Here is a 26492-nt window from a genome sequence, read left to right on the forward strand (position 1 = left end):
TCGCAATGACAGGCGGGAAATTATGCCTCGTCTTCCCGCCGCTGGCGAAAGCCGAATACACCTGCTGCTACCACGGCCAGCAGCACCCCAATGCTGGAAAGCAGCGACACTGTGTTGCCAACCTTGTATTCCTTGGGCTCAAATACAAACTTGATTTCGTGCGCGCCGGCCGGCACCTGCATGGCCCGCAACACAAAATCGGCGCGGAAATGTGGTACCGCCTTGCCATCCAGGAAAGCCTGCCAGCCATCGGCATAGTAGATTTCGGAGAAGATGACCGTGCTTGGCTGGGCTGCCGAGTAGCGGTAGGTGAGGGCATCGGGCGCGTAGTCGGTGAGGGCAATGGTGGCCGACGAGTCGGTGTACACGGCCGGCTTCACGGCTGGGAATTTGGTCACGTCTACCACGGCCGTCTGCTTGGCGTTGAGGCCGGTGAGGGCGGCCATTTCCTGGTCGGGGCTCTGCACGGCCTTCAGCTCACGCACAAACCAGGCGTTGCCCAGCGCGCCGGGGTTGCGCTGCACCTGCTCGGCCTCGCCCTGCTTTTGGGGGGGTAGGATAACGTAGCGCGTGTTCAGCATATTGAGCACGCTGGTATTATTCTGCGAAATCTGGCGCTCAATCAGGTCCTGGTAGCGGCGCAGCTTGGCCCCGTGGTAGCCGCCGATGCTGTGGTGGAAGTACGACGTACGCGCTTCATTGAATGGGTTGCCGAGGTTCAATACGCGGAAATCCTGGTCCTTATCCTGTAAAATCTGCTTATCGGCCGGGCTTTCCTGGAAGCTCTCCACGATGGTTTCGTTCTGAAAATTCTTCGCGCCGAGGTAGCGCTTATCCACCGTCCAGAGGTCGAGCAGTACCAGCGCGGCCACGGACAGCGCGGCCACGCGGGCATCGATTTTTCCTTTCAAATAGAAGAACAGCGCCGCCAGCGTGAGGCCCACCAGCAGCAGCCCGCGCCAGATGTCGTTGTGCAGCAGCTCGGCCCGGTCGGCGCGCAGGGCGCTCATCAGCTGCGGCGTGAAGCCGCTTTGGGTCAGGTTCGCATCCTGCGGCGAGGCGTAGTCGAAGCTCAGGCTGGCGACCCAAGTCAGCAGCAGGAAGCCCGCCGTGATGGCTCCGGCGTAGAGCAGCTGCCTGGTGCGCAAGCGGTTGTCGGGCGAATCGACCACCACGACCGGCGTGCCCGCCGCCGCCCGCGCCGCCTTGGCCAGCGCCGGATGCAGGGGTTCGGTGGCTACGGGGGGGGTAGGGCCGGTGGCCAGCGCGGCCCGCGGCCGCAGAATGCGCGCGAGCGCCAGCGCCGCCAGCAGCGGCATCGCCAGCTGCGCCATTACCAGCGCCATGCTCACCGCGCGGAAACTGCGGTAGCCCGGCAGGTAGTCAAAAATCAGGTTATTAATCGAATCGAAATTCTTGCCCCAGGCCAGGATAAATGACACCAGCGTGCCGGCCAGCAGCCAGTAGCGCGTGCGTTTATCCACCACAAACAGGCCCAGCACGAACAGGAAGCACACCGTGACGCCCACGTACACCGGCCCGGCCACGTAGGCCTGGTCGCCCCAGTAGGTGGGCATGGCGCTCAGGTATTCTTCGGGCAGGCCGGCAGCGGCAATATGCGAGTCCTTGGGCAGAGGCATGGCGCTGCTGCCGCCGTAGAAGTTGGGCACCAGCAGCGTCATCGTCTCGCCCACGCCGTAGCTGTAGGCGAAGGCGTAGTCGCGGTCCTGCTGCTGGGCGCTGGGCGCGGCCTGGCCAGGGGCGGCGGGTAAGGATTTTAATTCCGAAGGCGCGCGGTTGCTGAATTTGCTGTATTCATACGTGGTATAAAGGCGGCCAAAGCTCACGCCGATGGCCAGTAGCGCGCCTACCCCCAGCAAAATGACCCGGCTGAAAAAGTCGGGTAGGCGCCCGGCCCGAATGGCCGCCACCAGCTCAATTATGCCGTAAATCAGCACCAGTAAGCCCAGGTAATAGGTAATCTGCGGGTGGTTGGCGCGCACATTCATGGTGAGGCCAAAGGTGAAAAGCGCCGCGCCCAGCCACTTATTCTGGCGCATCGCCAGGATGAGCCCGCCCAGCACCAGCGGTGCGTAGGCCAGCGCCCACGACTTGGTGTTGTGCCCGGCCGCCAGAATAGCGAGGTTATAGCTCGAAAAGCCCAGCGCCACCGCGCCGGCCACCGCCACCAGCGGCCGCACGCCCAGCGCCACCAGCAGCACGTAGCCGCAGAGCAGCGCCACAAATAAATTGCTCACTACCCCCGGCAAACCCAGGGCGATAAACTTCTGCACGTACACGAACAAGTCGCCGGGGAAGTGCACCGAAATCAGGTACGTCGGCATCCCACTGAACATGGAGTTGGTCCACAGCGGCTCGTGACCGTGCTCGGCGGCCCACTGCTGTGTCTCGTGCGCGCCGCCCTGAAACTGCGTGATGTCGTGCTGCGCCAGGGTCTGGTGCTCAAACACGATGGGCGCGAAGTAGGCCACGGCCAACACCACGAAGAACAACACGGCCAGCAGATGCGGCAAGGCCCGCTGCCACAGCGGCGCGGGGGTAGGGAAAAGGGAAGCGGAAACGGCCATCGGGCGGCTTTATTAGCAAGTAGGCAAAGAGAGTCCGAAGGTAGGGCCGGAGCGGGGATGGCAGACGCTGACCCGAGTTTAGCGCAGCGTAATTCGGGCCGACTTGTAGTGTTGAGCTTTTAGCTCCATTGCCACGCTAGCGGCAAAACAGTGCTGCGTCGGTCGAGCGGTCGTTGCTGCTACAAAGCAAGCTTGCCCGAGTGCTTATCTACGAGTTGCGCTAGGCTCGCGCTAATCTGGAAGACAGGGCCGGGAAATAAAAGTAAGTTTTTTTAGGACTCTTTATGGTGGCTATAATCAAATAATTGCTAAGGCTTAAGTTTGTTGATTTAGGCAGGGTGCTGGTTAACCTAAGACCAGAGATAAAGAATGAATCAGGGCTTTCAAAAACATCGTAAATTCTGGAACTGAGGTAACAACTCACTATAAACAGAAGGAGAAAGAACGAAAATACTGGCCAAAAAATGTCCGCTGCATAAGCCGAAAAATAGGTAATTATTGACGCAACCAAGCCAACTGCTAAAAGGTAGTAGGGGACAAAAAATCTGATATATAAGGTCAAGCTAGTAGATAGTCGTTCGGTGTCAATAGGTAGAGGTAGTCTTCTGAGCTTAAAAAAAATGCGTAGGCAAAAGACCAGAAAACCTACGACTGCGGCGGCAATTACGACCAAGCCGGTTACCATGCCCCGAAAGGCATCAGGCCAGCCAAGTTGAGCAAAAAGATGCCCGATAAACAGCAATGCAGCACCCAAGAGCAAGAGAGCTACCGCCACGGCTGTGGCGAACCTCATATTTAGCTGTTTCAGGAGTTGGTTCATAGCATGTAGTATCGCATCAGTTTTTATTGAAAATATAATAGTATCAAAAAAAAAATAAACTGAATTAATGACGACAAATTCCCTCTCTTGCATCAGTAAGCGCCACTTGCTGAGTGAGCAGTAACACTAGATAATTCGTCCACGCCAGTAGTGCGGGGGATGGGCCTGCGCGGTAGCTGCCCCGAGCCCAGCCGCGCTCGCTGGCAGCTTAGGGTATCACCACGTCGGCTACCACCGGGAAGTGGTCGGAGGGGTAATGGCCGCGCATCGAGTCGGTGAGGGCGGCGTAGGTGAGCACCTGAATGCCAGGGCTCACAAAAATATAGTCAATGCGGTCCGTGAGCAGGGCATCGAGCTTGAAGGCGTTGTAGGTACCAACGGGGCCGTAGGCAGGCTGCTGCGTTACCTGGTAAGCGTCGCGCAGCAGCGTTTGCAGCGTTTTCACCTGCTCGGTGTCGGGTGTTGAGTTCAGGTCGCCCACGCAGATGATGGGCGCGCTCTTGGCTATTTCCTTGATTTTCTGCACCATCAGCAGGCCCGACTGGCGGCGGGCCTCCACGCCCTGGTGGTCGAAATGCACGCTGAAGAAGAAGAATACCTTATTGGTTTTGAGGTCTTTGAACTGCGCCCAGGTGCAGATGCGGTTGCAGCAGGTGGCATCCCAGCCCAGCGAGGGCCGGTCGGGCGTCTGGCTGAGCCAGAAGTCGCCGGTTTGCAGCAGCTGAAGCCGGGCTTTTTTATAAAAAATAGCCGAGTGCTCGCCGGCCTGTTTGCCATCTTCGCGGCCCTTGCCCACAAATGCATACTGCGGCAGCTCGGCAATGTCGGTGAGCTGCCCCTGAAAGCCCTCCTGCGTGCCGAACACGTCGAAATCGTAGTAGCGCACCAGGCTTTTGACCAGCTCCTTGCGGTTGGGCCAGGAGTCGGCACCATCGTTGGCCGCGCTCATGCGCAGGTTGTAGGTGGCTACGCGCAGCGGCACGGGGCTTTTTTCGGCTAGGGCTAAGTGGCTCATCAGCAACATGCTTAGGAGTAAGAAAAGGGCTGAACGCATGAAGCAGGCGGGGGTATAGAGGGTAAGGAATGCTTTGGCTAAAAGTAAGGCATACTCCGGCAACGGCAACTCCCGCTCGCGCCGCCGCGCGTCCCGACCTTTGTCGGGCCATGCTCATTCCTTTTTCTGCCCTACCCCCCCTGCTCGGCGGCACCCTGCTCCTCGCGCCCGCCGCCGATGTGCCCGTGGCCACGCTGCTGCTCGACAGCCGCCGCGTGAGCCTCACGGCGGGGGCCGTGTTCTTCGCCCTGCGCGGCCCCAACCACGACGGCCACCACCACCTGGCGGCGCTGTATGCCAAGGGTATCCGGCTGTTTGTGGTCGCCTACCCCCCCGCCAGCCTGGAGGCGTTCGCAGGTGCGGGCTTCGTGCTGGTGCCCGATACACTGGTGGCTTTGCAAACGCTGGCGGCGCGGCACCGGATAGATTTTACGGGCCCGGTCTGGGCCATCACGGGCTCCAACGGCAAGACCATCGTGAAGGAATGGCTGGCGCAATTGCTGGCCCCCGACGAGGATATTTGCCGCTCGCCCAAGAGTTACAACTCGCAGGTGGGCGTGCCGCTGAGCGTGTGGGAGCTGGCACCCGGCCGCCACACGCTGGGCATCTTCGAGGCCGGCATTTCGGAGCGCGGCGAGATGGAGCGGCTGGCCGCCATCATCCGGCCCACGCACGGCATTTTTACGACCCTCGGCACGGCCCACGATGCGGGTTTTTCTTCGGAAAACGAAAAGCTGAGCGAGAAGCTGTGCCTGTTCGAAGGACCCGGCTTCGAGCTGCTGGTGTACTGCGCCGACCAGCTGGCCGTAGCCGCCGCGGTGCAGGCCCGCGCCCTGCCCGCCCTGGCCTGGACGCGCCACGACGCGCCCGGCGCGAGCCTGCGCTTTCGGCTCAAAGCCACCACGGCCGGCACCACCACCGTGCGCGTACGCCTCGGCGACACGGCCGCTACCGCCCACTTTCCGGCTGAGCACCTGGCCGGCCAAGCCGCCGCGCGCTTCACGCTGCCCTTCGCCGATGAGCCCTCGGTAGAAAATGCGCTGCATTGCCTGGCCGTGCTGCTGTGGCGCCAGCTCGACCCGACAAAGGCCCTGGCCCCGGCCGAAATTCAGCGCCGCCTGCTGCGCCTGCACCCGGTGGCCATGCGCCTCGAAATGAAGGCCGGCCGCCACGGCTGCTACCTCCTCGACGATACCTATAATAACGACCTCGCCGGCCTCTCGCTGGCCCTCGATGCGTTGAGCCGCCAGGCTCGCCCCGGCGGCCGCACGCTCATTCTCAGCGACGTGCTGGAGTCGGGCCTCAGCGGCGCGGAGCTGTATGCCCGCGTGGCGGCCCTGGTGCGCGCCCACGGCGTAACGCGGCTGATAGGGGTAGGAGAGGAGCTTTCGCAGGAATTAAAAATTAAAAATGATGAATTAAAAATTGACTCAGTAAATGCTGAAGCAGCAGATAATCGATTTTTAATTTTTAATTCATCATTTTTAATTCAAACCTACCCTACCACCGAGGCGCTGCTATCCAAGCTGCGGCCGGGTGATTTTCAAAACGAAACCATCCTGATAAAAGGGGCGCGGCGCTTTGGCTTTGAGCGCGTGGTGGTGGCCTTGCAGCAGCCGCAGCACGGCACGGTGCTGGAAGTAAACCTCGACGCGCTGACCCACAACCTGCACTACTACCGCCAGCAGCTGCGGCCGGGCACGAAGTTGATGGTGATGGTCAAGGCGTTTGCCTACGGCAGCGGCTCGTATGAGGTAGCCAGTCTGCTCGAATTTCAGCGGGCCGACTACCTGGCCGTGGCCTACGCCGACGAGGGCCAGCAGCTGCGCGACAACGGTATCAGCCTGCCCATCATGGTCCTGAACCCCGGCCCCGACAGCTTCGGCCAGCTGCGCCGCTACCGCCTGGAGCCCGAAATATACTCGCTGGAGCGCCTGCACGACTACCTGCAAGCCGCCCGCGAAGCTGCTCAGGACGAAGCCGGCTTCCTACCCCCCCTGCACCTCAAGCTCGATACGGGGATGCGCCGCCTGGGCTTCGATGAGGAAGAACTACCCGCGCTACTGGCCCTATTGGCAACTCACCGCGCCGCCCTGCCGGTGGCCGGCATCATGACCCACCTGGCCGCCGCCGATGACCCGGCCCACGACGATTTTACCCGCGGGCAGCTGGCCACTTTCCGGCGCATGGCCGCCGCCATTGAAGAGGTGCTGGGCTATTCAGCTAGTAAACACGTGCTCAATTCGGCGGGTATCCGGCGCTTCCCGGAGGCGCAACTCGATATGGTGCGCCTCGGCGTGGGCCTCTACGGCGTGGAGGCGGGGGCTGAAAACGCCGCCAACCTGCGGGCTGTGAGCACACTAAAAACTACCATTTCCCAGATAAAAACCCTACCCCCTGGCACCACCGTGGGCTACGGTCGCCGCGGCGCGGCCACTACCCACGAGCGCCGCGTAGCCACGCTGGCTATCGGCTACGCTGACGGCTACGACCGGCGCTTCAGTAGCGGCGGGGGGGTAGTACTGCTGCACGGCCGCCGCGCCCCGGTGGTGGGCTCGGTGTGCATGGATATGGTGATGGTGGACGTGACCGACGTGCCCGAGGCCCGGCCCGGCGACGTGGCCATCGTCTTCGGCGAGGGGCTGCCCACGACCGAGCTGGCCGCCCGCATCGGCACCATCCCTTACGAGCTGCTCACCAACGTGAGCGAGCGGGTGAAGCGGGTGTTCGTGAGTGAATAGACGCCACCCGGCCGGCCGCGTGCGCGGCTGGTATTCGTAGTATTTTTCCGATAAAGCGGGCGTGCTTTACCTTAGTGCTTCCAAGGTGGCTTGTAGTTTGCGCAAGCTAGCCTTACTGCCCAAGAAGCTCCTGATAGTACTACTAACTATTTGATAAAGTAAATTTTAGCGTTAGCTGTTCGTTTTTCTTTTGCTTGTGTATTTGGTATTCCGCTATTTTTTAGTACGTATGATGACTGCTACCCGAATTTATTTTTACGGTTTGCTGATTTTTTTGCTGGCGCTGGCCCTCCCTGGCCGGAGCGCCTCCCGGCCCGCCGATACCTCGCTCGAAGGCTTGTGGAAAGGACCACTGCAATTTCCCGGTGGGCAGCTCGAAGTGGTTTTTCGCTTGGTTCGGCTCAGCAGCGGCGAGTACTTCGCCACCCTCGACGTGCCCATGCAGAAGGTCAGTAACCTGGCCGTGCTGGTCACGACGAGCGCCGACTCGGTGCACTTCGTCTCGGCCGAAGCCGGTAGCCGCTTCGACGGCCTGCTGCTGCCCGATGGCGGCCAGTTGCAAGGCACCTGGCGGCAGCCCGGCCTGCGCGTGCCCATGAGCTTGACCCGCACGGCCCTGGCCCGCGTGGCCACGCGCCTTACCCCCCCCTACCACGAAGAGCACGTGAGCTTTGCCAACGGCACGGCTGGCCCGCAACTGGCCGGCACCCTCACCGTGCCGGCGGGGGTAGGGCCGTTTCCGGCCGTGGCTATGCTCAGCGATATCGGCGCGCAGGACCGCAACGGCACCGTGGGCGACTACGCGCCGCTGGGCCAGCTGGCCGACTACTTGACCCGGCGCGGCATCGCCGTGCTGCGCTTCGACGACCGCGGCACCGGGCAGTCGGGCGGCGAGGCCGCCCAGGCCACGACCACCGAGCTGGTGGGTGATGCCCAAGCGGCGCTGGCTTTTTTGCGCACCCGCCCCGAGCTGCTGTCGAGCCAGCTGGGCCTGGTGGGCCACGGCGAAGGAGGCAACGTGGCCCTACTGGCCGCCGCCGGCTCGCAGCCCCCCGCCTTCGTGGTAGGGCTGGCCCCCAATGGCCTGCTGGGCAGCGATATTGCCATGAAACAGCGCGAAATAGCCCTGCGCAACCTGCAAATGCCCGCCAACGAGCTGGCGGGCGCGCTTAAGCGCTACCAGCTTATCATCGACGCTATCCGGCAAACCATCAACCGCAGCCAGGCGCGGGCCATCGTGGCCGAGATGCTGAAGAAGGATAACCCGGTGCTCGATGAAACAACCGCGCAGGCACGGGCCGCCGAGCTGACGACCGTGCCCTACCGGGCTTTTTTGTCTTCTAATCCGGCCGCGAGCTTGCCGCAGGTGGCGTGCCCCGTGCTGCTGCTCTACGGCAGCACCGACCAGCTGCTCAATCCCGATGATAACCTGGCGGTACTGGTCAAAGGGCTCAAAGGCAATAAGGACGTAACGACCCATAAGCTACCGGGAGTCAATCACTTATTTCAGGCCGACCGCGACCAGTGGCCCATCGTGGCGGGCGAGCCGCAGGCCGTCTTCTCACCCGCCGCGCAAGAGGCCATTCGAACCTGGGTAGTGGCCCAAACGGGTGGGCCGCCCGCGCCGGGGGCCGGAATTCAGGCTCAACACTAACGCCTAAGTACTCGTAAGGGAGCGTGTTCTTTCCCAGTTAGCCTTGGGCTGACTTTACGCTTTCTTACCTACCCTCATGACCAAAATCACTTATTCCTTGCTAGCTGCGACGCTTCTGCTGGCCAGCAGCTGCAACAACCTCAAAAAATCGGACGAGAAAAATACGCTCGGGGAGGCTACCGCCGATACGGCCGTAGTAGCCCGCACGGGCGCTACTCCCGGCCAGGTGGCCGCTGGCGCGGCCAGTGCCATTGATAGCACCGCCAGCAAGGCTGGCACTGCTATTAGCAATGCTTTCGACATGACTAAGGCCAAGCTCGCCGACGTGAAACTGCCCGAAGTCAACCTCTCGGGCGTCACGGTGCGCGGCAACGAAGACTACCAGGTGTATGGTGTCGATGAAAAAGTGCTTTTCGATACCAATAAGGCTGTTGTGAAGTCGAGTGCCGCGGCAGCACTCAAGCAAATCAGCGAATCTATTACCAAGCGTTACGCTGGCAAAGACGTGCGCGTACTGGGCTTCGCCGACGCGCGCGGCGACAAGGCTTATAACAAGGAGTTGGGTAAGGAGCGGGCCGAGGCCGTAAAAAACTACCTGGTGACGACCGACAAGCTACCGGCAGACCACCTCACCACCGAGTCGTTTGGCGAAACGCAGCCCGTGGCGACCAACGCTACGGCCGCCGGCCGCCAGGAAAACCGCCGGGTGGAGATTGCCGTGCGCGTGCGCTAAAACCGCAGACTTTGCAGATGAAGCAGCTGGCGCGGAAACGCGCTGAAAATTAGAATTTTGCTGCGCTATTGCCAAAAAAGAGGCTGTTCCGGTGGGGCAGCCTCTTTTTTTGGTAGCAGGCCGCCAACTTTTTTTCGGACAAATTTGGGAATTACGGCGCGGCTCCTATCTTTGCCCGTACCAATTCGGTACTTCCCCGTAGCAGGCAGGGCAGTTTTGAGATGTTTTATACAGAAGCGGCGAGAGATTAGGCTCCGTGACCCGCTGGCAACCTTCACCCGCTGAAAGGTGCCAATTCCTACCCCGGTAGCCGCTGTGTGCGGCCTGGGGGGCTATAAACCGAGTACCACATGGCACACCCCACTTTTTTCGCTACCCCCCGCTCCGCCGCCGCCGCTTTAGCGCTCGGCCCGGAAAACCTGTTGCTAGCTATTGTGGCCGGCCCGGCCCCCGCCATGCGGCGAATGCGCGGGTGCTGTTGTTGCCGAGGCTAACGCTTTCGGCGCTGTTTGCTCCGCTTCTTTTCGTGGGTAGTGTTGCCGCCGGCTGGCTTAGCCCCGGCGCAGGCAGCTTGGCGTGATTGGCAGAAGCCAATCTATTGACTGCCAAGCATTCTTAAAAAGACTACCTGAGAAACAACTTCCCGGAAGCCGCCAAACAGCCAGCAGCACGAAGCTTAAAAACCCTTCTTCCCGCCGTTGTTTTTCCTCAACTTTTTTATGTCTGCCCCCGTTTCCGCTTCCCTATTTTCCGCGTCGGCTTTTCAGCAGGCCCTGGCCGCCACGGCTCAGCACCTGGCCACCGCCCTACCCCCCGCCGCTGCACGCGGCATCGACGCGGGCATCGCCCGCACCGAAGCTGCCGGCATTGCCCGCCACGCCCTAGCCGCCGGTCAGCCAGCGCCCAACTTCACCCTGCCCGATGCCAGCGGCCAGCCCCAGACCCTGGCTGAGCTGCTGAAGCAAGGCCCAGTGGTGCTCACGTTTTACCGCGGCAACTGGTGCCCCTTTTGCAGCGTGCAGCTGCGCGCCTACCAGCTGGCCCTGCCCGAACTGGCCCGCCACGGGGCCACGCTGGTAGCTATATCGCCCCAAACGCCTGACTTTACCAGCCTGACGGCCAACGAGAAAGACCTAACCTTTCCGGTGCTGAGCGATGCCGGCAACGCCGTGGCCCGGCAGTACGGCCTGGCCTACGGGGTAGGGGCTGACGTGGCCGACACCCTGCGCAGCGTCGGCATCGACCTGGCCGCTTACAATGGCACTGCCGACGATGAGCTGCCGCTTACGGCCACCTTCCTCATTGGCCCCGACGGCCTGATTGCCTGGGCGCAGGTGGAGGCCAATTTTAAGCACCGGCCCGACCCGGCCGCTCTGCTGACCGAGCTGGCGCGACTACCAGCCACTGTGCCGGCTTAGACTAGCAACTGCGCATTACTTCTACTTGATTTTCAGCTTTAATATCTTTTTGTTCTTCTTCTCATGGCTACTCCAACCCTTCATTTCGAGACGCTGCAACTGCACGCCGGGCAGCAGCCCGACCCCACCACCGGCTCGCGGGCGGTGCCCATTCACCAAACCACCAGCTTCGTGTTTAAGAACGCGGAGCATGGTGCTAACCTGTTTGCCCTTAAGGAGTTTGGCAACATTTACACCCGCCTCATGAACCCGACTACCGACGTGTTTGAGCAGCGCATTGCGGCGCTCGAAGGCGGGGTGGCGGCGCTGGCCGTGGGCTCGGGGCAGGCGGCGCAGTTTATCGCGCTCAACAATATCCTGCAGCCCGGCGATAACCTAGTTTCCAGCTCCTACCTCTACGGCGGCACCTACAACCAGTTTAAGGTGGCGTTCAAGCGCATTGGCATCGAGGCGCGCTTCGCCGAAGGAGACGATGTGGACAGCATCGAGGCGCTGATTGATGACCGGACGCGCGCCCTTTACGTCGAGAGCATTGGCAACGGGGCGTTCAGCGTGCCCGATTTTGAGCGCCTGGCGGCGGTGGCCAAGAAGCACGATATTCCGCTGGTGGTGGATAATACGTTCGGGGCGGGCGGCTACCTGTTCCGGCCTCTGGAGCACGGCGCGAACATCGTGGTGGAGTCGGCCACGAAGTGGATTGGCGGCCACGGCACCAGCATCGGCGGCGTGATTGTGGACGGCGGCACCTACGACTTCGGCAACGGCAAGTACCCGCAGTTTACGGAGCCCAGCGAGGGCTACCACGGGCTGGTTTTCAACGACGTGTTTGGTAAAAACGGGCCGTTTGGCAACATTGCCTTCATCATTCGGGCGCGGGTAGAAGGGCTGCGCGACTTTGGCCCCGCACAAAGCCCATTCAACTCGTTTTTGCTGCTGCAAGGCGTCGAAACCCTGAGTCTGCGGCTAGAGCGCACCGTGGAGAATACTCTCAAAGTAGCGCAGTGGCTGGAGCAGCAGCCCGAAGTGGCCAGCGTGAACTACCCCGGCCTGCCCAGCAGCCCGCACCATAAAAACGCGGCCAAGTACCTGAAGCGCGGCTTCGGCGGAGTGCTGTCGTTTGTGCTGCACGGCAGCAAGGAAACGGCCACGGCCCTGATTGATAACCTGAAGCTCATCAGCCACCTGGCCAACGTGGGCGATGCCAAGACGCTCATTATTCAGCCGGCGGCCACTACCCACCAGCAGCTGAGCGAAGCCGAGCAGCACGCCTCGGGCGTCACGCCTACGCTACTGCGCCTATCGGTGGGCATCGAGCACATTGAGGATATTCTCGCCGACCTGGCGCAGGCCATCGCCGCCGCTACGGCCGCCGTGCCTAAGGGGAAGGACGAGGCTGTGGATACAATTCCCGAGCCCGAGCCGGAGCACGCCCAACCGCTCGAAGTATAGATTATCAAGCTCTTAGCAATGGTGCCACTGCCTTTGGGCGGGGGCACCATTTTGCGTTGTAGTGCCTTTCCCTCGCCCGCTATCCTATCCGCCGTTATGCCCGAGTTATCTTTTCCCCTCCCTACCCCCCTGCCGCTGGAGAGCGGGGCCGCGCTGGCCGGCGCGCAGGTGGCCTACCGCACCTGGGGTCAGCTCAACGCCGCGCGCGACAACGTGGTGTGGGTGTGCCACGCCCTGACGGCCAACGCCGACGTGCTGGACTGGTGGGCGGGCCTGTTTGGGCCGGGCTGCTTTTTTGACCCCGCCCACTGGTACATCGTGTGCGCCAACGTGCTGGGCTCGTGCTACGGCAGTACCAGCCCGCTCAGCTCCGACCCGACCACCGGCGCGCCGCGCTATGAGGCGTTTCCGCTGCTCACCATCCGCGACCTGGCGGCGGCGCATGAGGCGCTGCGGCAGCACCTGGGGCTAGGCAGTATTCACACGCTCATCGGCGGCTCGCTGGGCGGGCAGCAGGCCTTAGAATGGGCCGTGGCCCAGCCCGAAGTTATTCAGCACCTGGTAGTTATTGCTACCAATGCCCGGCATTCGGCCTGGGGCATTGCTTTTAATGAGGCGCAGCGACTGGCCATCGAGGCCGACCCTACTTACCTGGCCCACGCGCCGGAGGGGGGTAGCGCGGGCCTGCGCGCCGCCCGCGCCGTGGCCCTGCTTAGCTATCGCGGCTACGCGGCCTATAATGCCACCCAAACTGACGACGAGGCCGACCCACGCCTGCGCGACTACCGCGCCAGTAGCTACCAGCGCTACCAGGGCGACAAGCTCGTGGCCCGCTTCAATGCGTATAGCTACGTAACCCTGAGCCGGGCAATGGACACCCACCACCTGGGCCGCGGCCGCGGGGGGGTAGGGCCGGCGCTGGCCCGCATCCGGGCCCACACGCTGGTGCTGGGCATCACGTCCGACGTGCTTTTTCCCCTTGATGAGCAACGCGAGTTGGCCCAGGGCATCGCCGGGGCCAGCTATGGCGAGCTAGAGTCAGACTACGGGCACGATGGCTTTCTGCTGGAAACCAAGCAAATAAGCGAGCAGTTAGAGCGGTTTTATTTGGTAGTTGATTGTTAATCAACTACCCCTACTCAAATACTACCCGTACCGGAACCTGCCCGGCGAAGCGTAGCCAGTAGCTGCCGGCGGCCAGGCCGCCGCGCGGCACCTGCCAGAGTTGGGCCGTGGGTGCGAGGCGGCGCACCACGCGGCCCAGCGGGTCGAGCAGGTCGGCTTCGCCAAGCGCGCGCCAGGTGGGGGGTAGGGCCAGCTGCACGTAGTCGCGGGCGGGCAGGGGGTAGGCCGAGGCCAGGGGCGCGGCCGTTGCGGCCGAGCGCGCCGCCAGCGCGGTACCGGGCAGTCGCAGAATCGGCCGCAGGAAATCACGAATGGTCCAGAAGGCTGTGTCGGCGTACTGGGCGTTATTCTCGAACGGAATGTGGCCCGCGCCCTGGAGGGTACGCAGGGTGTTGCGGATGCCCACGGCCGTGGCGCGGGGGTTAAGGCGGCCACTACCGTACACGTACTTGGGGGGTAGCAGGGAGCCGATTTTACCCTGGAAGTAGGGTACCGTGCGGTCGGCGTTGCCGTGCACGCTGCACAATGGCGCGTTGCCGGCCTCGATGATGCTCGGGCTTTCAGTGGCCCCGCTCAGGCTGATGACGGCGGCTACGGCACTGCTGAAACCGGCGTTGCCGCCGGTGCCCTCAATGCCACCCAGCGCGGCCAGGCCGACGTAGGTGGGCACTTCGCTGGGCTTATCGAGGTAGCCGGTTTCGAGGGCTGCGAAGGCCCCGGCCGACGAGCCGCCCACCACGATATAGCCGCCGTGCACGCGGTACGCCTTGGCGGTGGCCGCATCCTGGCGGAAAAAGCGCACGGCGGCCCGCATATCCTGCATAGCCCGGATGGCGGCCTGGGCCAAGCCCACCGTATCGGCGGGCGCGGCGATGCCCGTCAGCGGGAAGAGCAGCCGGTACTCGATGCTGGCCGCCACGTAGCCCAGCTTCGCCATACGGGTGCAGATACTTACCATATAGGCATCTGTCTTTGAGCCCGTTACAAAGCCCCCTTGGTGCGCGAAAATGAGCAGCGGCCGGCGCGCCACCGTGTCGCCGGTGGGCTGATACACGTCGAGCAGCAGCTGCTGGGTAGCACCCAGGTAAGTAGTAGCCGAGCCGTAGGCCACGTTGCTCGTAACCGTGACGTTGGTAAAAATCGGCTGGTAGTAGCGCCCGCCGGTGGTGTCAGGCGGGGCAACTTGCGCCAGCGCCCGGCCGGGGCCGGCCAGCAGCAGCAACGCACTCAAAAGGCGAAAAAGTGATTTCATAAAGTAGCGAGTAAAAAAAGTGATTGCCAAGCGGCGAATAGGTTGGAGCAGGAAGATACGCCCGCCGGCTAGCTTGGCAATGACAGTCCGGCCCAGTTTCGGGGCCAGCGTTCACGGGCCTCGAAACCGCGCCGGGCGGATGGGGCCGCGGCGCTACCCACCGCCCGGTGGTTTCTTTGTACACTAGCGGCTGATTATGGCCGCTGCTTTTGCTTATGTCTTCTAGCATTGCTCCGCCGTTTTTGGTAGCTGGCCAGCGCGTGGCGCTGGTGGCCCCGGCCCGCAAAATCAGCACTGCTGAAATCGAGCCGGCCATGCAAATGCTGCGCGCCTGGGGCCTGGAGGTAGTGCTGGGCGAGAGCATCGACGCGGCGCACCACCAGTTTGCCGGCGACGATGACCTGCGCCGCCGCGACTTTCAGCACCAGCTCGACGACCCGGCCATCCGGGCTATTTTCTGCGCCCGTGGCGGCTATGGCACCGCCCGCCTAGTCGATGCCCTGGACTTTCGCCACTTTGCCGAGCAGCCTAAGTGGGTAGTAGGCTTTTCAGATATCACCGTGCTCAACAGCCACTTGCTGCGGCTGGGCTACCAGAGTATTCACGGCGTGATGCCGGTGCTCTTTGGGCAGGCCGGCGGCGAGGCGGCGGTCGAGAGCCTGCGCCGCGTATTATTTGGTGAGCCGGTGAGGTACACCGCGCCGCCCTACCCCCTCAACCGGCCCGGCACGGCCACCGGTGAGCTAGTGGGCGGCAACCTGAGCCTGCTGCACACCAGCACCGGCACGTCGTCGCAGGCCAGTTTCGTGGGCCGCATCCTATTTATCGAAGACCTTGATGAGTACCTCTATCACCTCGACCGGATGCTACTGCACCTGCATCGCAGCGGCCAGCTCGCCGGCCTGGCCGGCTTGGTGGTGGGTCATTTTTCCGAGATAAAAGACAACGTAGTGCCCTTTGGCCAAACGGTGAACGAGATTATTCACCACTACGCGCTGCACTACGACTGGCCCGTGGGTTATGGCTTCCCGGTGGGCCACGAGCCTGATAACCGAGCGCTGGTAGTGGGCCGCGCGGCTACCCTGACCGTAGGGCCAAGGGGTAGTGAATTGGCAATTGGGTAAGCAGAAAAATTATTATTTATTTATCTATTTACCGCGCCTTGCCGCCAGGCCGGCCACCAGGCCGCCTATGGTGTACCAGGCTACGGTCATGGCTTCGGTTTGGGGGGTGCGGCGGCTGGGGACAGTGCCCAGTCCCAGCGGGCCGGGTAGCAGCACGCCGCCTACCCCGGCCGCCACGCCCAGCCCTACCCCCCGGCCCAGGCTGTGCCGGCCGCTCCCTACTAGGCTGTAGTAGAGACTGTTGGTAAGCACGTCGCCAAACATGGTAGCCGAGTAGGCGGTTGCGTGGTCGGGCTGCGGCAGGTCTTCGAGGCGCAGCAGCTTGCGCAGGCCGCGCTCGCCGAGCACGTCCATACGGGGGGCGTCGTGGGGGCGCAGGCGGCGCACGGTTTCGTGCAGGGCGGTGAGAACAATAGCCCCGGCAAAGCCAGCGGCAAGAGAACGCAGAATGCTCATGGTGGTAGGCGCGGTTAGCGGTGCCGCATAGTCAGACGCAAAGCGGCCTACCGGGTTGCGCAAAATTTTGCCTAAGGTTGCGCGGCTGCGGCGTGGCACCTTATCTTTGCAGCCCCGGCGGCTTCGCTGGCCGGGCATTGCCGATTTAGCTCAGCTGGTAGAGCAGCTCATTCGTAATGAGCAGGTCGTTGGTTCGAGTCCAATAATCGGCTCACACTTGCAGTACCGGAACGCCCGGAAAACTGATTTTCACGTCGTGAAGGCAGTTTTCCGGGTTTTTTACGTCTGGCCCCAGGGGTTTCCAACCCTGAAACCCCTGGCAGCTTATAGCTGTGCCCTAGCCCCAAAAGCTAGGGGACTCGGGCGGGCGCAGCCGCAACCTTACGGCACGGCCTGTTATTGAGCAGTGACAAGCAAGCGGGGCCTGCTCAGGTAACCGTCCAGGGCTTTGCTACCGGTCGGTATAGTGGTAGTAGTAGCGGGCAGGCCGGCAGCGTAGCGGGTAGGTGCCGCAAAGCGAGCCACTTTGTGGTGGGGGGCAGGGGCCGAAAGGCGCAGGATGGCCAGCAGCAAGCCAAGAAAAACGAGGGTCAGCAACTTGTTCATAGCAAAAAGAGAAAGAGTGGGTAAGCGGAAGGATAAAAAAGTAATCTTTGGCTAGTTGGGCGCGGGCGCGGGCGTAAGTGGGGCTTCGGTGGGCGGAGGCGAGGGCGGATTTTTGCTGGGTGCGGGTGCAGGCCACGGCGGGGGGGTAGGCGGTGCCACCTCAGTCGGTGTACTCGGCGGCGCGGGTGCGGGGCAGCCGCGGGTGGCCCAGCTGCCTTTTTCCTTGAGGCACTTGTCGTAGCGGTTACTCACGCCGTCGCCATCCTTATCGGGGCGGCGGTGGCGGCGCAGGGCCAGGGCCAGCCCAAAATACACATCGGCCCCGGTGGCCGTGCTCAGGCCCAGCAGGCCGCCCAGGTTATCGGAGCCCAGCACCAGCGGCCCCATCCGCAGCATCGCGCCCACTTGCAGCTGCCGGTAGCCATTGGCCCATACCACCGGCAGGGCCAGCTCGGCCCGACTGAATTCGAGGCGCGGCGTGAGGGCCAGCAGGCTGGCCGTGTGGCTGCCGAGGCTACGCGCTGGCAGCAGGCTTTGGGTCCAGAGCAGGCCGGCGTAGAAGTGGCCGGCCACCTGGTAGTCGGCCGTGAAGCGCAGGGCCGCCGGCAGGTAGGTTGTGAATTCGCGGCTCGTGCTGCTGAGGCCCACCAGGCGCTGCGCCGTGTTTTCGACTGACTGCAAAGTTTTGAATCTCAGCGTATCGAGCTGGCTTAGGCGCACCGTGGCAGTATTGGCCAGTTGGCCCTGGCGCACGTGCTGGTCGTTATTGTAGGCCAGGGCCCCGAGGTCGGTGAGGGCCAGGCCCAGGCGCAGACGGTACTTGTTCTGGCTGTCGTCGGGGCGGTCCTGCCCATCCATCTGGTAATTGTGCTGCTCGTAGTCGGGCCGCCACTCATAGGTCAAGCCCAGGTCGGCCCCGTAGCCGCGGCCCAGCTGCTGGTTGCCGTAGAGCGAGCCCGCCGTAAAGCCATTTTGCCCATACAGCCGGTAGTCGGTGAGGCCGTAGCTGAGCTGGCGGCTTTGCAGCTCAATACTGTTCTTATCCAGCACCTTAAACTGCACGCCCTCGTTGCGCACATAGCCGCCGCCCAGCCCTACCAGGTATTTCAGGGTGAGGCCGCCCTTGAAAAAATGGGTGGTATTGGGGGTGAAGGTGCGGGCGTAGGTGAGGGCAAACTCGTGGTAGGCGCTGGCCTCCAGGTGGAAGCTGTTGTCGGTGAGCAGCTGGTTGGCCAGGCCCAGCTGGTCGGCCTGGCCCAGGCCATAGCGCGCCAGCTGAGCCAGGCTGTAGCTCACGCCGCTGGCCTGCGCGAAGCCCCGCACCCGGCTGCTGAAGGCGATGGCCGCGCGCGGCCCCAGCGTCAGCATGAAGGAGGGTAGGCGCACCTCGGCGGTGGCGCTGGCCTGCTGCGGCCCGCTACGGCCCTCCTGCTCCACTAGATAGTCCTTTTTAAAAGAAAAGCCGCTTTCCTAGGGCTTCTGGGGCAGGTTTAGGCGCAGGTAAGTATTGTTGAAGCTGGCCCCGGCACCGGCCAGGTTCAGGTAGGCACTCAGGCGCGAGTCGGCCAGGGCGCTGGGGTTGAGGTAGGCGCTGTTGGTGCCGCCGTAGTTGCTCTGGGCCAGGCCCAGCCAATTCTGCGCCGCGGCCGGCTGCATCGCGCCCGCCAGCAGCCAAAGACCGGGTAGCAGGCACGCCGCTACCCGGCTCCGACGCGGAGTACTATTTGTTTTCATAGTTGAGGAAAGAGAGCGTAAGTGGTGGCTGGCTATGCGGTAGCCCAACCCCCACTACAAAGCTCCCTCACTCCTTAACCAGCTACAATACCCAGTTTTAGGTAATTTTTTCCTGGTGATTATCCTATAGCGAAAGAGCAAGTTGCCGGGCCCCGTTTTCACAGTCCATGCTCGTGGGCAAAGCGTACTAGCTCGGCCAGGCCGTGCACACCCAGCTTCTGCATCAGGTTGCGGCGGTGGGTGCTGACTGTGAGCTCGGCCAGCGAGAGCCGGGCGGCGATGGCGCGGGTCGAAAGCCCTTCGCGCACCAGCCCCACGATTTCGCGCTCGCGGGCCGACAGCTGCCGCAGGCGCAGCAGCACGTCGGCATCGACTTGCCCCGGCACGGGGGGTAGGCCGGGCAGGGGCGGGCGGGTGCGCACCCGCGCCGGAAACACGAGTTGCCCCGTGTGCACGGCCCGGATGGCGGCCAGCAGCGCATCGGCCTCGGCCGACTTATCCAGGAAGCCGTGCGCCCCTGCTGTTGCCACCTGCGCCACCAGCACCGGCGAAGTGGCACTGCTGAACACCAGCACCCGCAGCGCCGGCCACTGGCGGCGTAGCAGCGGCAGCAGGCGCAGGCCGTCGTGAGGCGAGGGCAGGTGCAGGTCAAGCAATAGCAGGCTGGCGGGGGGGGTAGGGCCGGCCTCCAGGTACGCCAGCAGCGCCTCGCCGCTGGCAAACTGCCCGCTCACTTCCAAATCCGGCTCCTGGCAGAAGAGCGCGGCCAGCCCGCGCGTGAGGGCCGGGTGGTCATCAACGAGTAGCAGGCGGCACGGCATGGGGCGAAGGAGTAAGTTAGTGAGTCAGTTAGTCAGCACGGTTTTGCGGATGGGCCCGGCTACCTTATCCATCATTTTGAGAATCATTCAGGCGCTGAATTTATAGGTTGAGCATCAGTCCATTAACTTTACCTTAAGTGCCGGTTTTTTTTTGACCGATGGCTTACCTGCCACTTTGTGGCACTTGGTCGGGGCTCGGCGAGCTTAGTCAGATGGGCAGCTCTACCGTCACGGTGGTACCCTGGCCGGGCTGGCTGCGCACCCGCACCTGGCCGCGCAGGTAGCCCGTGCGGGCCTGCACGCCGCGCAGCCCCAGACCACCCCGGCGCGGCGGCGGGGCCTGCGGGTCGAAGCCCAGGCCATCATCGGCCACGCGCAACAGCAGGGTAGTGGGCAGGCGGCGCACCGCTACCTGCACGTGGCGGGCCTGGGCGTGGCGCAGGGCATTGTGCAGCAGCTCGGCCACCATGCGGTAGGCGGCTTGCTGCACGGGTGGGGGTAGGGCGGCGGCGGCGGCATCGCAGTGGCAGCTGATGCGCGGGCCGTCGTCGGTCAGGCTCAGGGTTTCGGCGAGCAGGGCCACGGCTTCGGGCAGGGGTAGGGGCGCGCCGGGCGGCGTGGGCAGCAGCGCGTGGCTGAGGGCGCGCACGTCGTGGCGCAACTGGCGCAGCAGGGCCGCGCTGTGCACGTGGGCCTCGGTGAGGGCAGGCGGGCCGTGGGTGAGGGCCTGGCGCACGGCCCGGCCCTGCCAGGCTAGGTGCAGGGCCGTGAGGCCGGGGGCCAGCGCATCGTGCAGCTCGCGGGCCAGGGCCTCGCGCTCGTCTTCCTGGGCCACGATGAGGCGCTGGCCGGCGGCGGCGCGCTCGCGCAGGTGGCGCACGCGCCAGTCGGCGTTCTGGCGCTGGGCCTGCCGGAAGCGCGCCGGAAGCAGCGCGCTCAGCAACAGCAGCTCCAGGGCCAGGCCCCAGGCCAGGGCGTTGGGGTTGACCAGGTGAATATTGACCACTCCCGAACGATTGAGCATAAAATTAAGGCTACCCCCAAAAAAGCAGGCGTAGGCCAAGCCGTAGGAGGCCGCCAGCCGGCGCTGCGGCCGGCGGCCCCGCACGACCACGGCCAGCAGCAGCAGGCCGCCGCCCACCAGCATTATCCACAACACGGCCTCGCGGCTGCCGTTGAGAGCGGCCAGCGCGCCCGCGCCCGCCCGGCTAACCGGGTGCACCAGCAGCCCGTAGGCCAGGGAGGCGGCGGCCGCCAGCCCGCTCAGCCCCCAGCTGAGGCGATGCAGGCGGGGCCAGCCCTGGCGCAGGCGCACGAACCGGCTCAGCACCCGCAGCTGGCAGGCCAGGGCCAGCAGCAGCAGGCTATACTGCCCCAGCTGCCAGCCCAGGCTATACACTGGCTGCGGCAGCAGCCAGGCATCGAGGCCGTCTTCCATCAGCAAAAACCAGGTGCCGAACAGGATGTAAGCCCCGTACCAGAGGTAGAGGCGGTCGCGCAAGAAGGCAAACAGCAGTAGACTGAGCAGGGCGCTGCCCAGGTAGAAACCCAGCAGCCAGGTCCAGTTTTTGGTGAAGAAAAAAGCCTGCTCGTAGGCCAGGAAATCTTCGGTGGTCGTTAGGTCGGTGGGCAGGTAGGTGGCCCCGGTGTGGTTTTCCACGGCCAGGTACACCACGGCCTGGGCGTGGGCTTCCAGCCAGAAGGGCAGGCAACTGGCCCGCGCCGGAAAGCCCCGCGCCCTGGCCACTACCCGGCCGCTAGTGCCGGCCACGAAGCGTGCCGGCCCCCGCCCATCGGGCTGCACAAACAGCGCCGCGCTATCCACGAACGAGTAGAGGCTCCATACGAAGCGCGTGCGCTGGGGCAGCATGTTCACTACCGTGGCGCGCAGCCACAGCCGGTCGCGGGTGAAGCCCGCCTGAAACACCCGGCCCGGCGGCATCGACCGGAAGCGGCCCGCCGCCCACAGGGCCGCCGCCCGGCCGCCGCTCAGGGACTGCGCGCCGGGGTCGAAGCAGTAGGCGAAGTAAGGCAGCCAGGGGCCGTCATTGCGGGCTTGCAGCCGGAGGGTGTTGGCGGGCGCGGGGGAGGTAGGGAGGCGGGCCAGCGCGGCCCCCAATGGCAGCAGCCACAGCCAGCCAATAAGTAAAGCGTAGCGCATAGGCAACGGGGCGTGGATAGGGCCAGGAATTCTACCTCAACCTGCACTTAAAGTAACAAGCTAACTCCCAAATGCTTATTGGGCGCTCATGGCCGGCTGGCGCGGGTCATTTCAGCAAAGGTTCAGCCAGTTGGGTAGACCAGGCAATACCTAGTTGTAGGTAATTTTTAGGGAGCCGCCTACCCCCCGGCCCGCGGCATACGGGCGGCCCGCCGCCAACCCCGGCCCCGCCAGGCGCGTACAGAAAGGTTGTTTATGTCAACAGCATCTTCCAAACTCGCTAGCCGCGGGGGCCTGGCGGCCCACGGGGCTCTTGCCGGTCGCGCATTCGCGGCGGCATGTCGCACGGGTTTATGGGCCATGCTCGCCGAAAACATTTCCGCGCTGGCGGGGGCTGACGAAGGCAGCGCTGCCGCGCCTACTAGTGGCCGGGTAGCGGCCTACCTCCTACTGTCGCGGGCTCAACATCAGCAAGTAAGAACTAAAAAAAATTATGGGAAAACTAGTGACCGACAACCCGTTCGCCTCCTTCTGGTGGGGCGGCTACGAATGCACTGACCAGCTCAACGCCTTCGGCAACCGGGTGGATTTTTTACCCCTCACCGGCCACTTGCAGCTGCTGGATGAAGACTACCAGGACCTGAAGCCGTTCAACATCAAGACTGTGCGCGAAGGCATTCGCTGGGCGATGATTGAGAAAACGCCCTACCAGTATGATTTCAGCACGGTGCGCACGATGCTGCAAGCCGGGCAGCGCCACGGCATTCAGCAGGTGTGGGACTTGTGCCACTTCGGCTACCCCGACGACCTGACGCCGCTGCACCCCATGTTTGCGCGGCGCTTTGCGGCGCTGTGCCGGGCCTTCGTGGATTTTTACCGCGCCGAGCGGCCCGAGGGCACGCTCATTGTCACACCCATCAATGAGGTCAGCTTTATGTCGTGGCTGGGGGGCGACGCGCGCGGCACCTCGCCCTACTGCGTGGGTCAGGGCTGGGAAGTGAAATACGGCCTGATGCGCGCCTACATTGAGGGTAGTTGGGCCCTGCGCGAGGCCGACCCAAGTATCCGCTTTCTCAGTACTGAGCCGCTCATCAATATCGTGGCCCCGCCCAACCCCTGGGTCAGCCATCAGCGCGAAGCCCGCCGGATGCACCGTGACCAGTTCCAGGCTATTGACATCCTCTCGGGCCGCATGTGCCCCGAGCTGGGCGGCCACGAAAGCCTGCTCGACATCATCGGCTTTAATTACTACTACGACAACCAGTGGCAGCTGCGCCCGCACCGCCACCTGGGCTGGAACGACCCCGTGATGGACCCCCGCTGGGTGCCCCTTAGCGAGCTGTTGCGCCAGGCGCACAAGCGCTACCAGCGCCCCTTCGTGATTACCGAAACCAGCCACCCCGGCGAAGACCGGCCCCTGTGGTGGAACATGATTGGCCGCGAGTGCGCCCAGGCGCTAAGCAAGGGCCTACCCCTGCTCGGGGTGTGCCTCTACCCCATCATCGACCGCCCCGACTGGGACCACCTCGACCAGTGGCACCGCTCCGGTCTCTGGGATGCCGGATTAGTGCCCGATGGCCCGCCCCGCCGCCACCTGCACCAGGAGAGTGCCGCGGCCCTATTGCGAGCCCAAGAACTGGTGCGGCAGGCTATACCTAAAGCTCCTAACCCCCGGCCCCGGCGCGTGCTGGCCGGGTAGCGCGTAGGGTAAGCTTTAGCTTGCCGTATTATTGCAGAAATCAGTAATTTACGGCAAACTAAAGTTTACCTCACACTCGTTCAGTCGGCAAGCTAAAGCTTACCCTACGCGCTATGCAAGCCATCGCCCATTTATACTCGCCCATTGGGATGCTGGCTTTGCGCGGCTCCGACGCGGGCCTGCACGCCGTAGGCTTCGTAGACCGCGAGGCACCGGCCCCTACCCCCCCGGCGGCCGTAGCTGCCTGCCTGCAAGCGCCTTATCAGCAATTAAAAGCCTATTTCGGCCGCGAGCTGCGCGAATTCGATTTGCCGTGCGCGCCGCTTGGCGGCACCGACTTTCAGCGGCGAGTGTGGGCGGCGCTGGCGGGCATTGGGCACGGCCGCACGGCCTCGTACCTGGACGTGGCCCAGCTCTTGAATAACCCGAAATCGGTGCGGGCCGTGGGCGCGGCCAATGGGCAGAACCCGCTGGCCATTGTGTGGCCCTGCCACCGCGTGGTGGGGGCCGATGGCGCGCTTACCGGCTACGCCGGCGGCCTGCTGCGCAAGCGCTGGCTGCTGGACTTTGAGCGGCCCGAGCGCCAGGGCGCGCTTTTTGGCTGAGTGGCTGGTTTGGCCAGCAAAGAAGCGCGGTTATGCTAACGAAGGAAGCATCCCGCCCGCGCAAGTAAGCAATGCCGTTGCAACGAAGCGGGCGAGATGCTTCCTTCATCAGCATGACCGTTCCCTTTACACTGGTTGCCTCCCGTATTCTGCTTACTTTGCGGGCCCTACCTTCTTGCTTTTCTCATGAAAAACCTTGCCATACTGCTGGCCGCGCTGCTGGCGGGCGGCCCGGCCGCCGCCCAAACGATGGCGGCCATCAAGCCCCTACCCTACCCCGAGACGCGGAAGGTGGATACCACCACCACCTACTTCGGCACCAAAGTGCCCGACCCTTACCGCTGGCTCGAAAACGACCAGGCTGCCGATACCAAGGAGTGGGTGCAGGCCGAAAACCAGGTGACGCAGGATTATTTGGGCAAGATTCCGTTCCGCGAGGCCATTCGCACGCGCCTCACCAAGCTCTGGAATTATGAAAAATACTCCTCGCCTACCAAGGAGGGCAAGTACACGTATTTCTCCAAAAATACCGGCCTGCAAAGCCAGTACGTGCTGTATCGGCAGCTGGGCAGCGGCGCGCCGGAGGTGTTTCTCGACCCCAATACCTTTTCCAAGGACGGCACGACGTCGCTGGCGGGCATCAACTTCACCCTCGATGGCAGCCTGGCGGCCTACCAGATTTCGGAGGGCGGCTCTGACTGGCGCAAGGTGATTGTGTTGAAAACCAGCGACAAAACCATCGTGGGCGATACGCTGAAGGACGTCAAGTTTTCGGGCCTGGCCTGGAAGGGCAACGCGGGCTTCTACTATAGCAGCTACGATAAGCCCAAGGCCGGCAGCCAGCTGGCCGGCAAAACGCAGATTCACAAGCTATTCTACCATAAATTAGGCACGCCCCAAAATACCGATAAGCTCATCTTCGGCGGCGAAAAAGACCCCAACCGCTACGTGGGGGCCAGCGTGACGGAGGACGAGCGCTTTTTGGTCATCTCGGCCGCCAATACCACCACCGGTAATAAATTGTATTTGCAGGACCTGAGCAAGCCCGGCAGCGCCATCGTGAACGTAGTGCCCGACGAAAAGAGCATCAACCAAGTGATAGACAATGTAGGCAGCAAGCTCTATGTCTACACGAACCACCAGGCTCCCAATTTCCGGCTCGTGACCGCCGACGCGGCCGCGCCCCAGGAAGCTAATTGGAAAAACCTGATTCCCGAAACCAAGAACGTGCTGGACGTGAGCACGGTAGGCGGCAAAATCTTCGCCACTTACCTCCAAGATGCGACCTCGCTGGTGGAAGAATACGACCTGGCCGGCAAGAAGCTGCGCACCATCCAATTGCCGGGGGTAGGCTCGGCGGGCGGCTTCAACGGCAAGCTGCTGGATAAGGAAACGTACTATACCTTCACCTCTTACGTCTACCCGCCCACCATTTTTAAATATGACCTGGTGACCGGCCAATCCACGGTTTACAAGAAATCCGGCGTGCAGTTCGACCCGAGCAAATACGAGTCGAAGCAGGTATTTTACACTTCCAAGGACGGCACGCGCATCCCGATGCTGCTGACGTATAAAAAGGGCTTGGCGCTGAACGGCAAAAACCCTACCCTGCTCTACGCCTACGGCGGCTTCGGGGTGAATATTACGCCCGCCTTTAGCACCTCCAATATCATTTTGCTCGAAAACGGCGGCATCTACGCCGTGCCCAACCTGCGCGGCGGCGGCGAGTACGGCGAAAGCTGGCACAACGCGGGCACCAAGCTCAAGAAGCAGAACGTGTTCGACGACTACATCGCGGCAGCCGAGTACTTGGTTAAGAGCAATTATACCTCGAAGGACTACCTGGCCATTTCGGGGGCCTCCAACGGCGGCCTCCTCATCGGGGCCACCATGAGCCAGCGGCCGGAGCTGTTTCAGGTGGCTTTCCCGGCGGTGGGCGTGATGGATATGCTGCGCTACAACCAGTTCACGGCCGGCGCGGGCTGGGCCTACGACTACGGCACGGCCCAGGACTCACCCGAAATGTTCCAGTATTTGTATAAATATTCGCCCTACCACGCCCTGAAGCCAGCCACCTACCCCGCTACCCTCATCACGACTGCCGACCACGACGACCGCGTGGTGCCCGCGCACTCGTTCAAGTTCGCCTCGCGCCTCCAGGCCGACCAGCAGGGCCCGGCCCCGGTGCTCATCCGCATCGAAACCAAAGCCGGCCACGGCGCGGGCCGCTCCACGGCCCAAGTCATTGGTGAGCAAGTTGATAAGTGGGCGTTCATGTTTGAGAACATGGGGCTGAAGTACCCGCTGGCACAATAAGAACATTATAAAAAAGAACGGTCATGCTGAGCTTGCCGAAGCATCTCTACCGCTTCATCTGCTTTGTTGAACGGCGTGGCAGAGATGCTTCGGCAAGCTCAGCATGACCGTTCTTTTTTAGTTTATTAAAAGCAAA

The 26492-nt window shown here is 63.0% G+C and carries 20 protein-coding genes, 1 tRNA gene and 1 riboswitch; of the genes, 11 read left to right on the forward strand and 10 right to left on the reverse strand.

The genetic code is table 11. The features are described 5' to 3' along the window. Nucleotides 1–20: 20 nt before the first annotated feature. The 3 genes from LC531_RS15925 to LC531_RS15935 all read right to left on the reverse strand — a co-directional run bounded on the left by LC531_RS15925 (nt 21) and on the right by LC531_RS15935 (nt 4462). Nucleotides 21–2588 (reverse strand): YfhO family protein, encoded by a 2568-nt coding sequence (locus LC531_RS15925; protein WP_223651980.1) that lies wholly within the window; start codon nt 2586–2588, stop codon nt 21–23. A 220-nt stretch (nt 2589–2808) separates the two neighbouring features. Beyond that, the gene (locus LC531_RS15930; RefSeq protein ID WP_223651982.1) at nt 2809–3408 is read right to left on the reverse strand and encodes a hypothetical protein; all 600 of its coding nucleotides are present in this window, start codon (nt 3406–3408) and stop codon (nt 2809–2811) included. 208 nt (nt 3409–3616) lie between these two features. Further along, a complete protein-coding gene (locus LC531_RS15935) occupies nt 3617–4462 on the reverse strand; it encodes an endonuclease/exonuclease/phosphatase family protein (RefSeq protein ID WP_223651984.1) in 846 nt (281 codons plus the stop codon). A gap of 110 nt (nt 4463–4572) precedes the next feature. On the opposite strand from LC531_RS15935, the gene LC531_RS15940 reads away from it, so the two are divergent. The 6 genes from LC531_RS15940 (at nt 4573) to LC531_RS15965 (ending at nt 13582) form a co-directional block, all read left to right on the forward strand. Further along, entirely contained in the window at nt 4573–7203 is a 2631-nt protein-coding gene (locus LC531_RS15940; protein WP_223651986.1) for a bifunctional UDP-N-acetylmuramoyl-tripeptide:D-alanyl-D-alanine ligase/alanine racemase, read from the forward strand. 229 nt (nt 7204–7432) lie between these two features. Then, nucleotides 7433–8857: an alpha/beta hydrolase gene (locus LC531_RS15945; protein WP_223651989.1), complete on the forward strand. Its 1425-nt coding sequence runs from the start codon at nt 7433–7435 to the stop codon at nt 8855–8857. A 76-nt stretch (nt 8858–8933) separates the two neighbouring features. Then, nucleotides 8934–9590, forward strand: coding sequence for an OmpA family protein (locus LC531_RS15950; protein WP_223651991.1), 657 nt, complete (start codon nt 8934–8936; stop codon nt 9588–9590). 223 nt (nt 9591–9813) lie between these two features. Further along, a riboswitch (SAM riboswitch) is annotated at nt 9814–9931 on the forward strand. Nucleotides 9932–10309: 378 nt separating this feature from the next. Continuing rightward, nucleotides 10310–11008, forward strand: a complete 699-nt coding sequence (locus LC531_RS15955; RefSeq protein WP_223651993.1) for a peroxiredoxin-like family protein — start codon at nt 10310–10312, stop codon at nt 11006–11008. A gap of 63 nt (nt 11009–11071) precedes the next feature. Beyond that, entirely contained in the window at nt 11072–12457 is a 1386-nt protein-coding gene (locus tag LC531_RS15960; RefSeq protein WP_223651996.1) for an O-acetylhomoserine aminocarboxypropyltransferase/cysteine synthase family protein, read from the forward strand. Between the two features lie 96 nt (nt 12458–12553). After that, complete coding sequence (locus LC531_RS15965) at nt 12554–13582, forward strand: homoserine O-acetyltransferase family protein (protein WP_223651998.1); 1029 nt, start codon at nt 12554–12556, stop codon at nt 13580–13582. Between the two features lie 10 nt (nt 13583–13592). On the opposite strand, the gene LC531_RS15970 is transcribed toward LC531_RS15965, so the two are convergent. Next, the gene (locus LC531_RS15970; RefSeq protein ID WP_223651999.1) at nt 13593–14834 is read right to left on the reverse strand and encodes an alpha/beta hydrolase; all 1242 of its coding nucleotides are present in this window, start codon (nt 14832–14834) and stop codon (nt 13593–13595) included. A gap of 215 nt (nt 14835–15049) precedes the next feature. Here LC531_RS15970 and LC531_RS15975 point away from each other — a divergent pair, with 215 nt between their 5' ends. Next, nucleotides 15050–15958, forward strand: coding sequence for a S66 peptidase family protein (locus tag LC531_RS15975; RefSeq protein WP_223652001.1), 909 nt, complete (start codon nt 15050–15052; stop codon nt 15956–15958). Between the two features lie 24 nt (nt 15959–15982). Here the strand turns inward: LC531_RS15975 and LC531_RS15980 are convergent, their stop codons facing one another. After that, complete coding sequence (locus LC531_RS15980; protein ID WP_223652003.1) at nt 15983–16414, reverse strand: hypothetical protein; 432 nt, start codon at nt 16412–16414, stop codon at nt 15983–15985. 139 nt (nt 16415–16553) lie between these two features. On the opposite strand from LC531_RS15980, the gene LC531_RS15985 reads away from it, so the two are divergent. Further along, a tRNA-Thr gene (locus tag LC531_RS15985) sits at nt 16554–16626 on the forward strand. 184 nt (nt 16627–16810) lie between these two features. Here the strand turns inward: LC531_RS15985 and LC531_RS15990 are convergent. The 5 genes from LC531_RS15990 to LC531_RS16010 all read right to left on the reverse strand — a co-directional run bounded on the left by LC531_RS15990 (nt 16811) and on the right by LC531_RS16010 (nt 21736). Continuing rightward, nucleotides 16811–17020: a hypothetical protein gene (locus LC531_RS15990; protein ID WP_223652006.1), complete on the reverse strand. Its 210-nt coding sequence runs from the start codon at nt 17018–17020 to the stop codon at nt 16811–16813. A 51-nt stretch (nt 17021–17071) separates the two neighbouring features. Continuing rightward, nucleotides 17072–18457: a DUF5723 family protein gene (locus LC531_RS15995; protein ID WP_223652007.1), complete on the reverse strand. Its 1386-nt coding sequence runs from the start codon at nt 18455–18457 to the stop codon at nt 17072–17074. Between the two features lie 33 nt (nt 18458–18490). Next, nucleotides 18491–18754 carry a hypothetical protein gene (locus LC531_RS16000; protein WP_223652009.1) on the reverse strand — a complete coding sequence of 88 codons (264 nt, stop codon included), beginning with the start codon at nt 18752–18754 and terminating at the stop codon, nt 18491–18493. Nucleotides 18755–18912: 158 nt separating this feature from the next. Further along, a complete protein-coding gene (locus tag LC531_RS16005; RefSeq protein ID WP_223652011.1) occupies nt 18913–19575 on the reverse strand; it encodes a LuxR C-terminal-related transcriptional regulator in 663 nt (220 codons plus the stop codon). A 208-nt stretch (nt 19576–19783) separates the two neighbouring features. Continuing rightward, on the reverse strand, nt 19784–21736 hold the full coding sequence (locus tag LC531_RS16010) for a 7TM diverse intracellular signaling domain-containing protein (protein ID WP_223652013.1): 1953 nt from the start codon (nt 21734–21736) through the stop codon (nt 19784–19786). A 493-nt stretch (nt 21737–22229) separates the two neighbouring features. On the opposite strand from LC531_RS16010, the gene LC531_RS16015 reads away from it, so the two are divergent. The 3 genes from LC531_RS16015 (at nt 22230) to LC531_RS16025 (ending at nt 26356) form a co-directional block, all read left to right on the forward strand. Continuing rightward, nucleotides 22230–23435, forward strand: a complete 1206-nt coding sequence (locus tag LC531_RS16015) for an amine oxidase (RefSeq protein WP_223652015.1) — start codon at nt 22230–22232, stop codon at nt 23433–23435. 113 nt (nt 23436–23548) lie between these two features. Continuing rightward, nucleotides 23549–24040, forward strand: a complete 492-nt coding sequence (locus LC531_RS16020; protein ID WP_223652017.1) for a methylated-DNA--[protein]-cysteine S-methyltransferase — start codon at nt 23549–23551, stop codon at nt 24038–24040. 186 nt (nt 24041–24226) lie between these two features. Then, on the forward strand, nt 24227–26356 hold the full coding sequence (locus LC531_RS16025) for a prolyl oligopeptidase family serine peptidase (protein WP_223652019.1): 2130 nt from the start codon (nt 24227–24229) through the stop codon (nt 26354–26356). Nucleotides 26357–26492 lie beyond the last annotated feature (136 nt).

Source organism: Hymenobacter psoromatis (assembly GCF_020012125.1).
GTDB classification, from domain to species: domain Bacteria; phylum Bacteroidota; class Bacteroidia; order Cytophagales; family Hymenobacteraceae; genus Hymenobacter; species Hymenobacter psoromatis.

Bases quoted from the DNA above. Each gene is read 5' to 3' on its own strand.
- LC531_RS15925 (WP_223651980.1), bottom strand. From the start codon at position 2,588: ATGGCCGTTTCCGCTTCCCTTTTCCCTACCCCCGCGCCGCTGTGGCAG.
- LC531_RS15930 (WP_223651982.1), bottom strand. From the start codon at position 3,408: ATGAACCAACTCCTGAAACAGCTAAATATGAGGTTCGCCACAGCCGTG.
- LC531_RS15935 (WP_223651984.1), bottom strand. From the start codon at position 4,462: ATGCGTTCAGCCCTTTTCTTACTCCTAAGCATGTTGCTGATGAGCCAC.
- LC531_RS15940 (WP_223651986.1), top strand. From the start codon at position 4,573: ATGCTCATTCCTTTTTCTGCCCTACCCCCCCTGCTCGGCGGCACCCTG.
- LC531_RS15945 (WP_223651989.1), top strand. From the start codon at position 7,433: ATGATGACTGCTACCCGAATTTATTTTTACGGTTTGCTGATTTTTTTG.
- LC531_RS15950 (WP_223651991.1), top strand. From the start codon at position 8,934: ATGACCAAAATCACTTATTCCTTGCTAGCTGCGACGCTTCTGCTGGCC.
- LC531_RS15955 (WP_223651993.1), top strand. From the start codon at position 10,310: ATGTCTGCCCCCGTTTCCGCTTCCCTATTTTCCGCGTCGGCTTTTCAG.
- LC531_RS15960 (WP_223651996.1), top strand. From the start codon at position 11,072: ATGGCTACTCCAACCCTTCATTTCGAGACGCTGCAACTGCACGCCGGG.
- LC531_RS15965 (WP_223651998.1), top strand. From the start codon at position 12,554: ATGCCCGAGTTATCTTTTCCCCTCCCTACCCCCCTGCCGCTGGAGAGC.
- LC531_RS15970 (WP_223651999.1), bottom strand. From the start codon at position 14,834: ATGAAATCACTTTTTCGCCTTTTGAGTGCGTTGCTGCTGCTGGCCGGC.
- LC531_RS15975 (WP_223652001.1), top strand. From the start codon at position 15,050: ATGTCTTCTAGCATTGCTCCGCCGTTTTTGGTAGCTGGCCAGCGCGTG.
- LC531_RS15980 (WP_223652003.1), bottom strand. From the start codon at position 16,414: ATGAGCATTCTGCGTTCTCTTGCCGCTGGCTTTGCCGGGGCTATTGTT.
- LC531_RS15990 (WP_223652006.1), bottom strand. From the start codon at position 17,020: ATGAACAAGTTGCTGACCCTCGTTTTTCTTGGCTTGCTGCTGGCCATC.
- LC531_RS16000 (WP_223652009.1), bottom strand. From the start codon at position 18,754: ATGAAAACAAATAGTACTCCGCGTCGGAGCCGGGTAGCGGCGTGCCTG.
- LC531_RS16005 (WP_223652011.1), bottom strand. From the start codon at position 19,575: ATGCCGTGCCGCCTGCTACTCGTTGATGACCACCCGGCCCTCACGCGC.
- LC531_RS16010 (WP_223652013.1), bottom strand. From the start codon at position 21,736: ATGCGCTACGCTTTACTTATTGGCTGGCTGTGGCTGCTGCCATTGGGG.
- LC531_RS16015 (WP_223652015.1), top strand. From the start codon at position 22,230: ATGGGAAAACTAGTGACCGACAACCCGTTCGCCTCCTTCTGGTGGGGC.
- LC531_RS16020 (WP_223652017.1), top strand. From the start codon at position 23,549: ATGCAAGCCATCGCCCATTTATACTCGCCCATTGGGATGCTGGCTTTG.
- LC531_RS16025 (WP_223652019.1), top strand. From the start codon at position 24,227: ATGAAAAACCTTGCCATACTGCTGGCCGCGCTGCTGGCGGGCGGCCCG.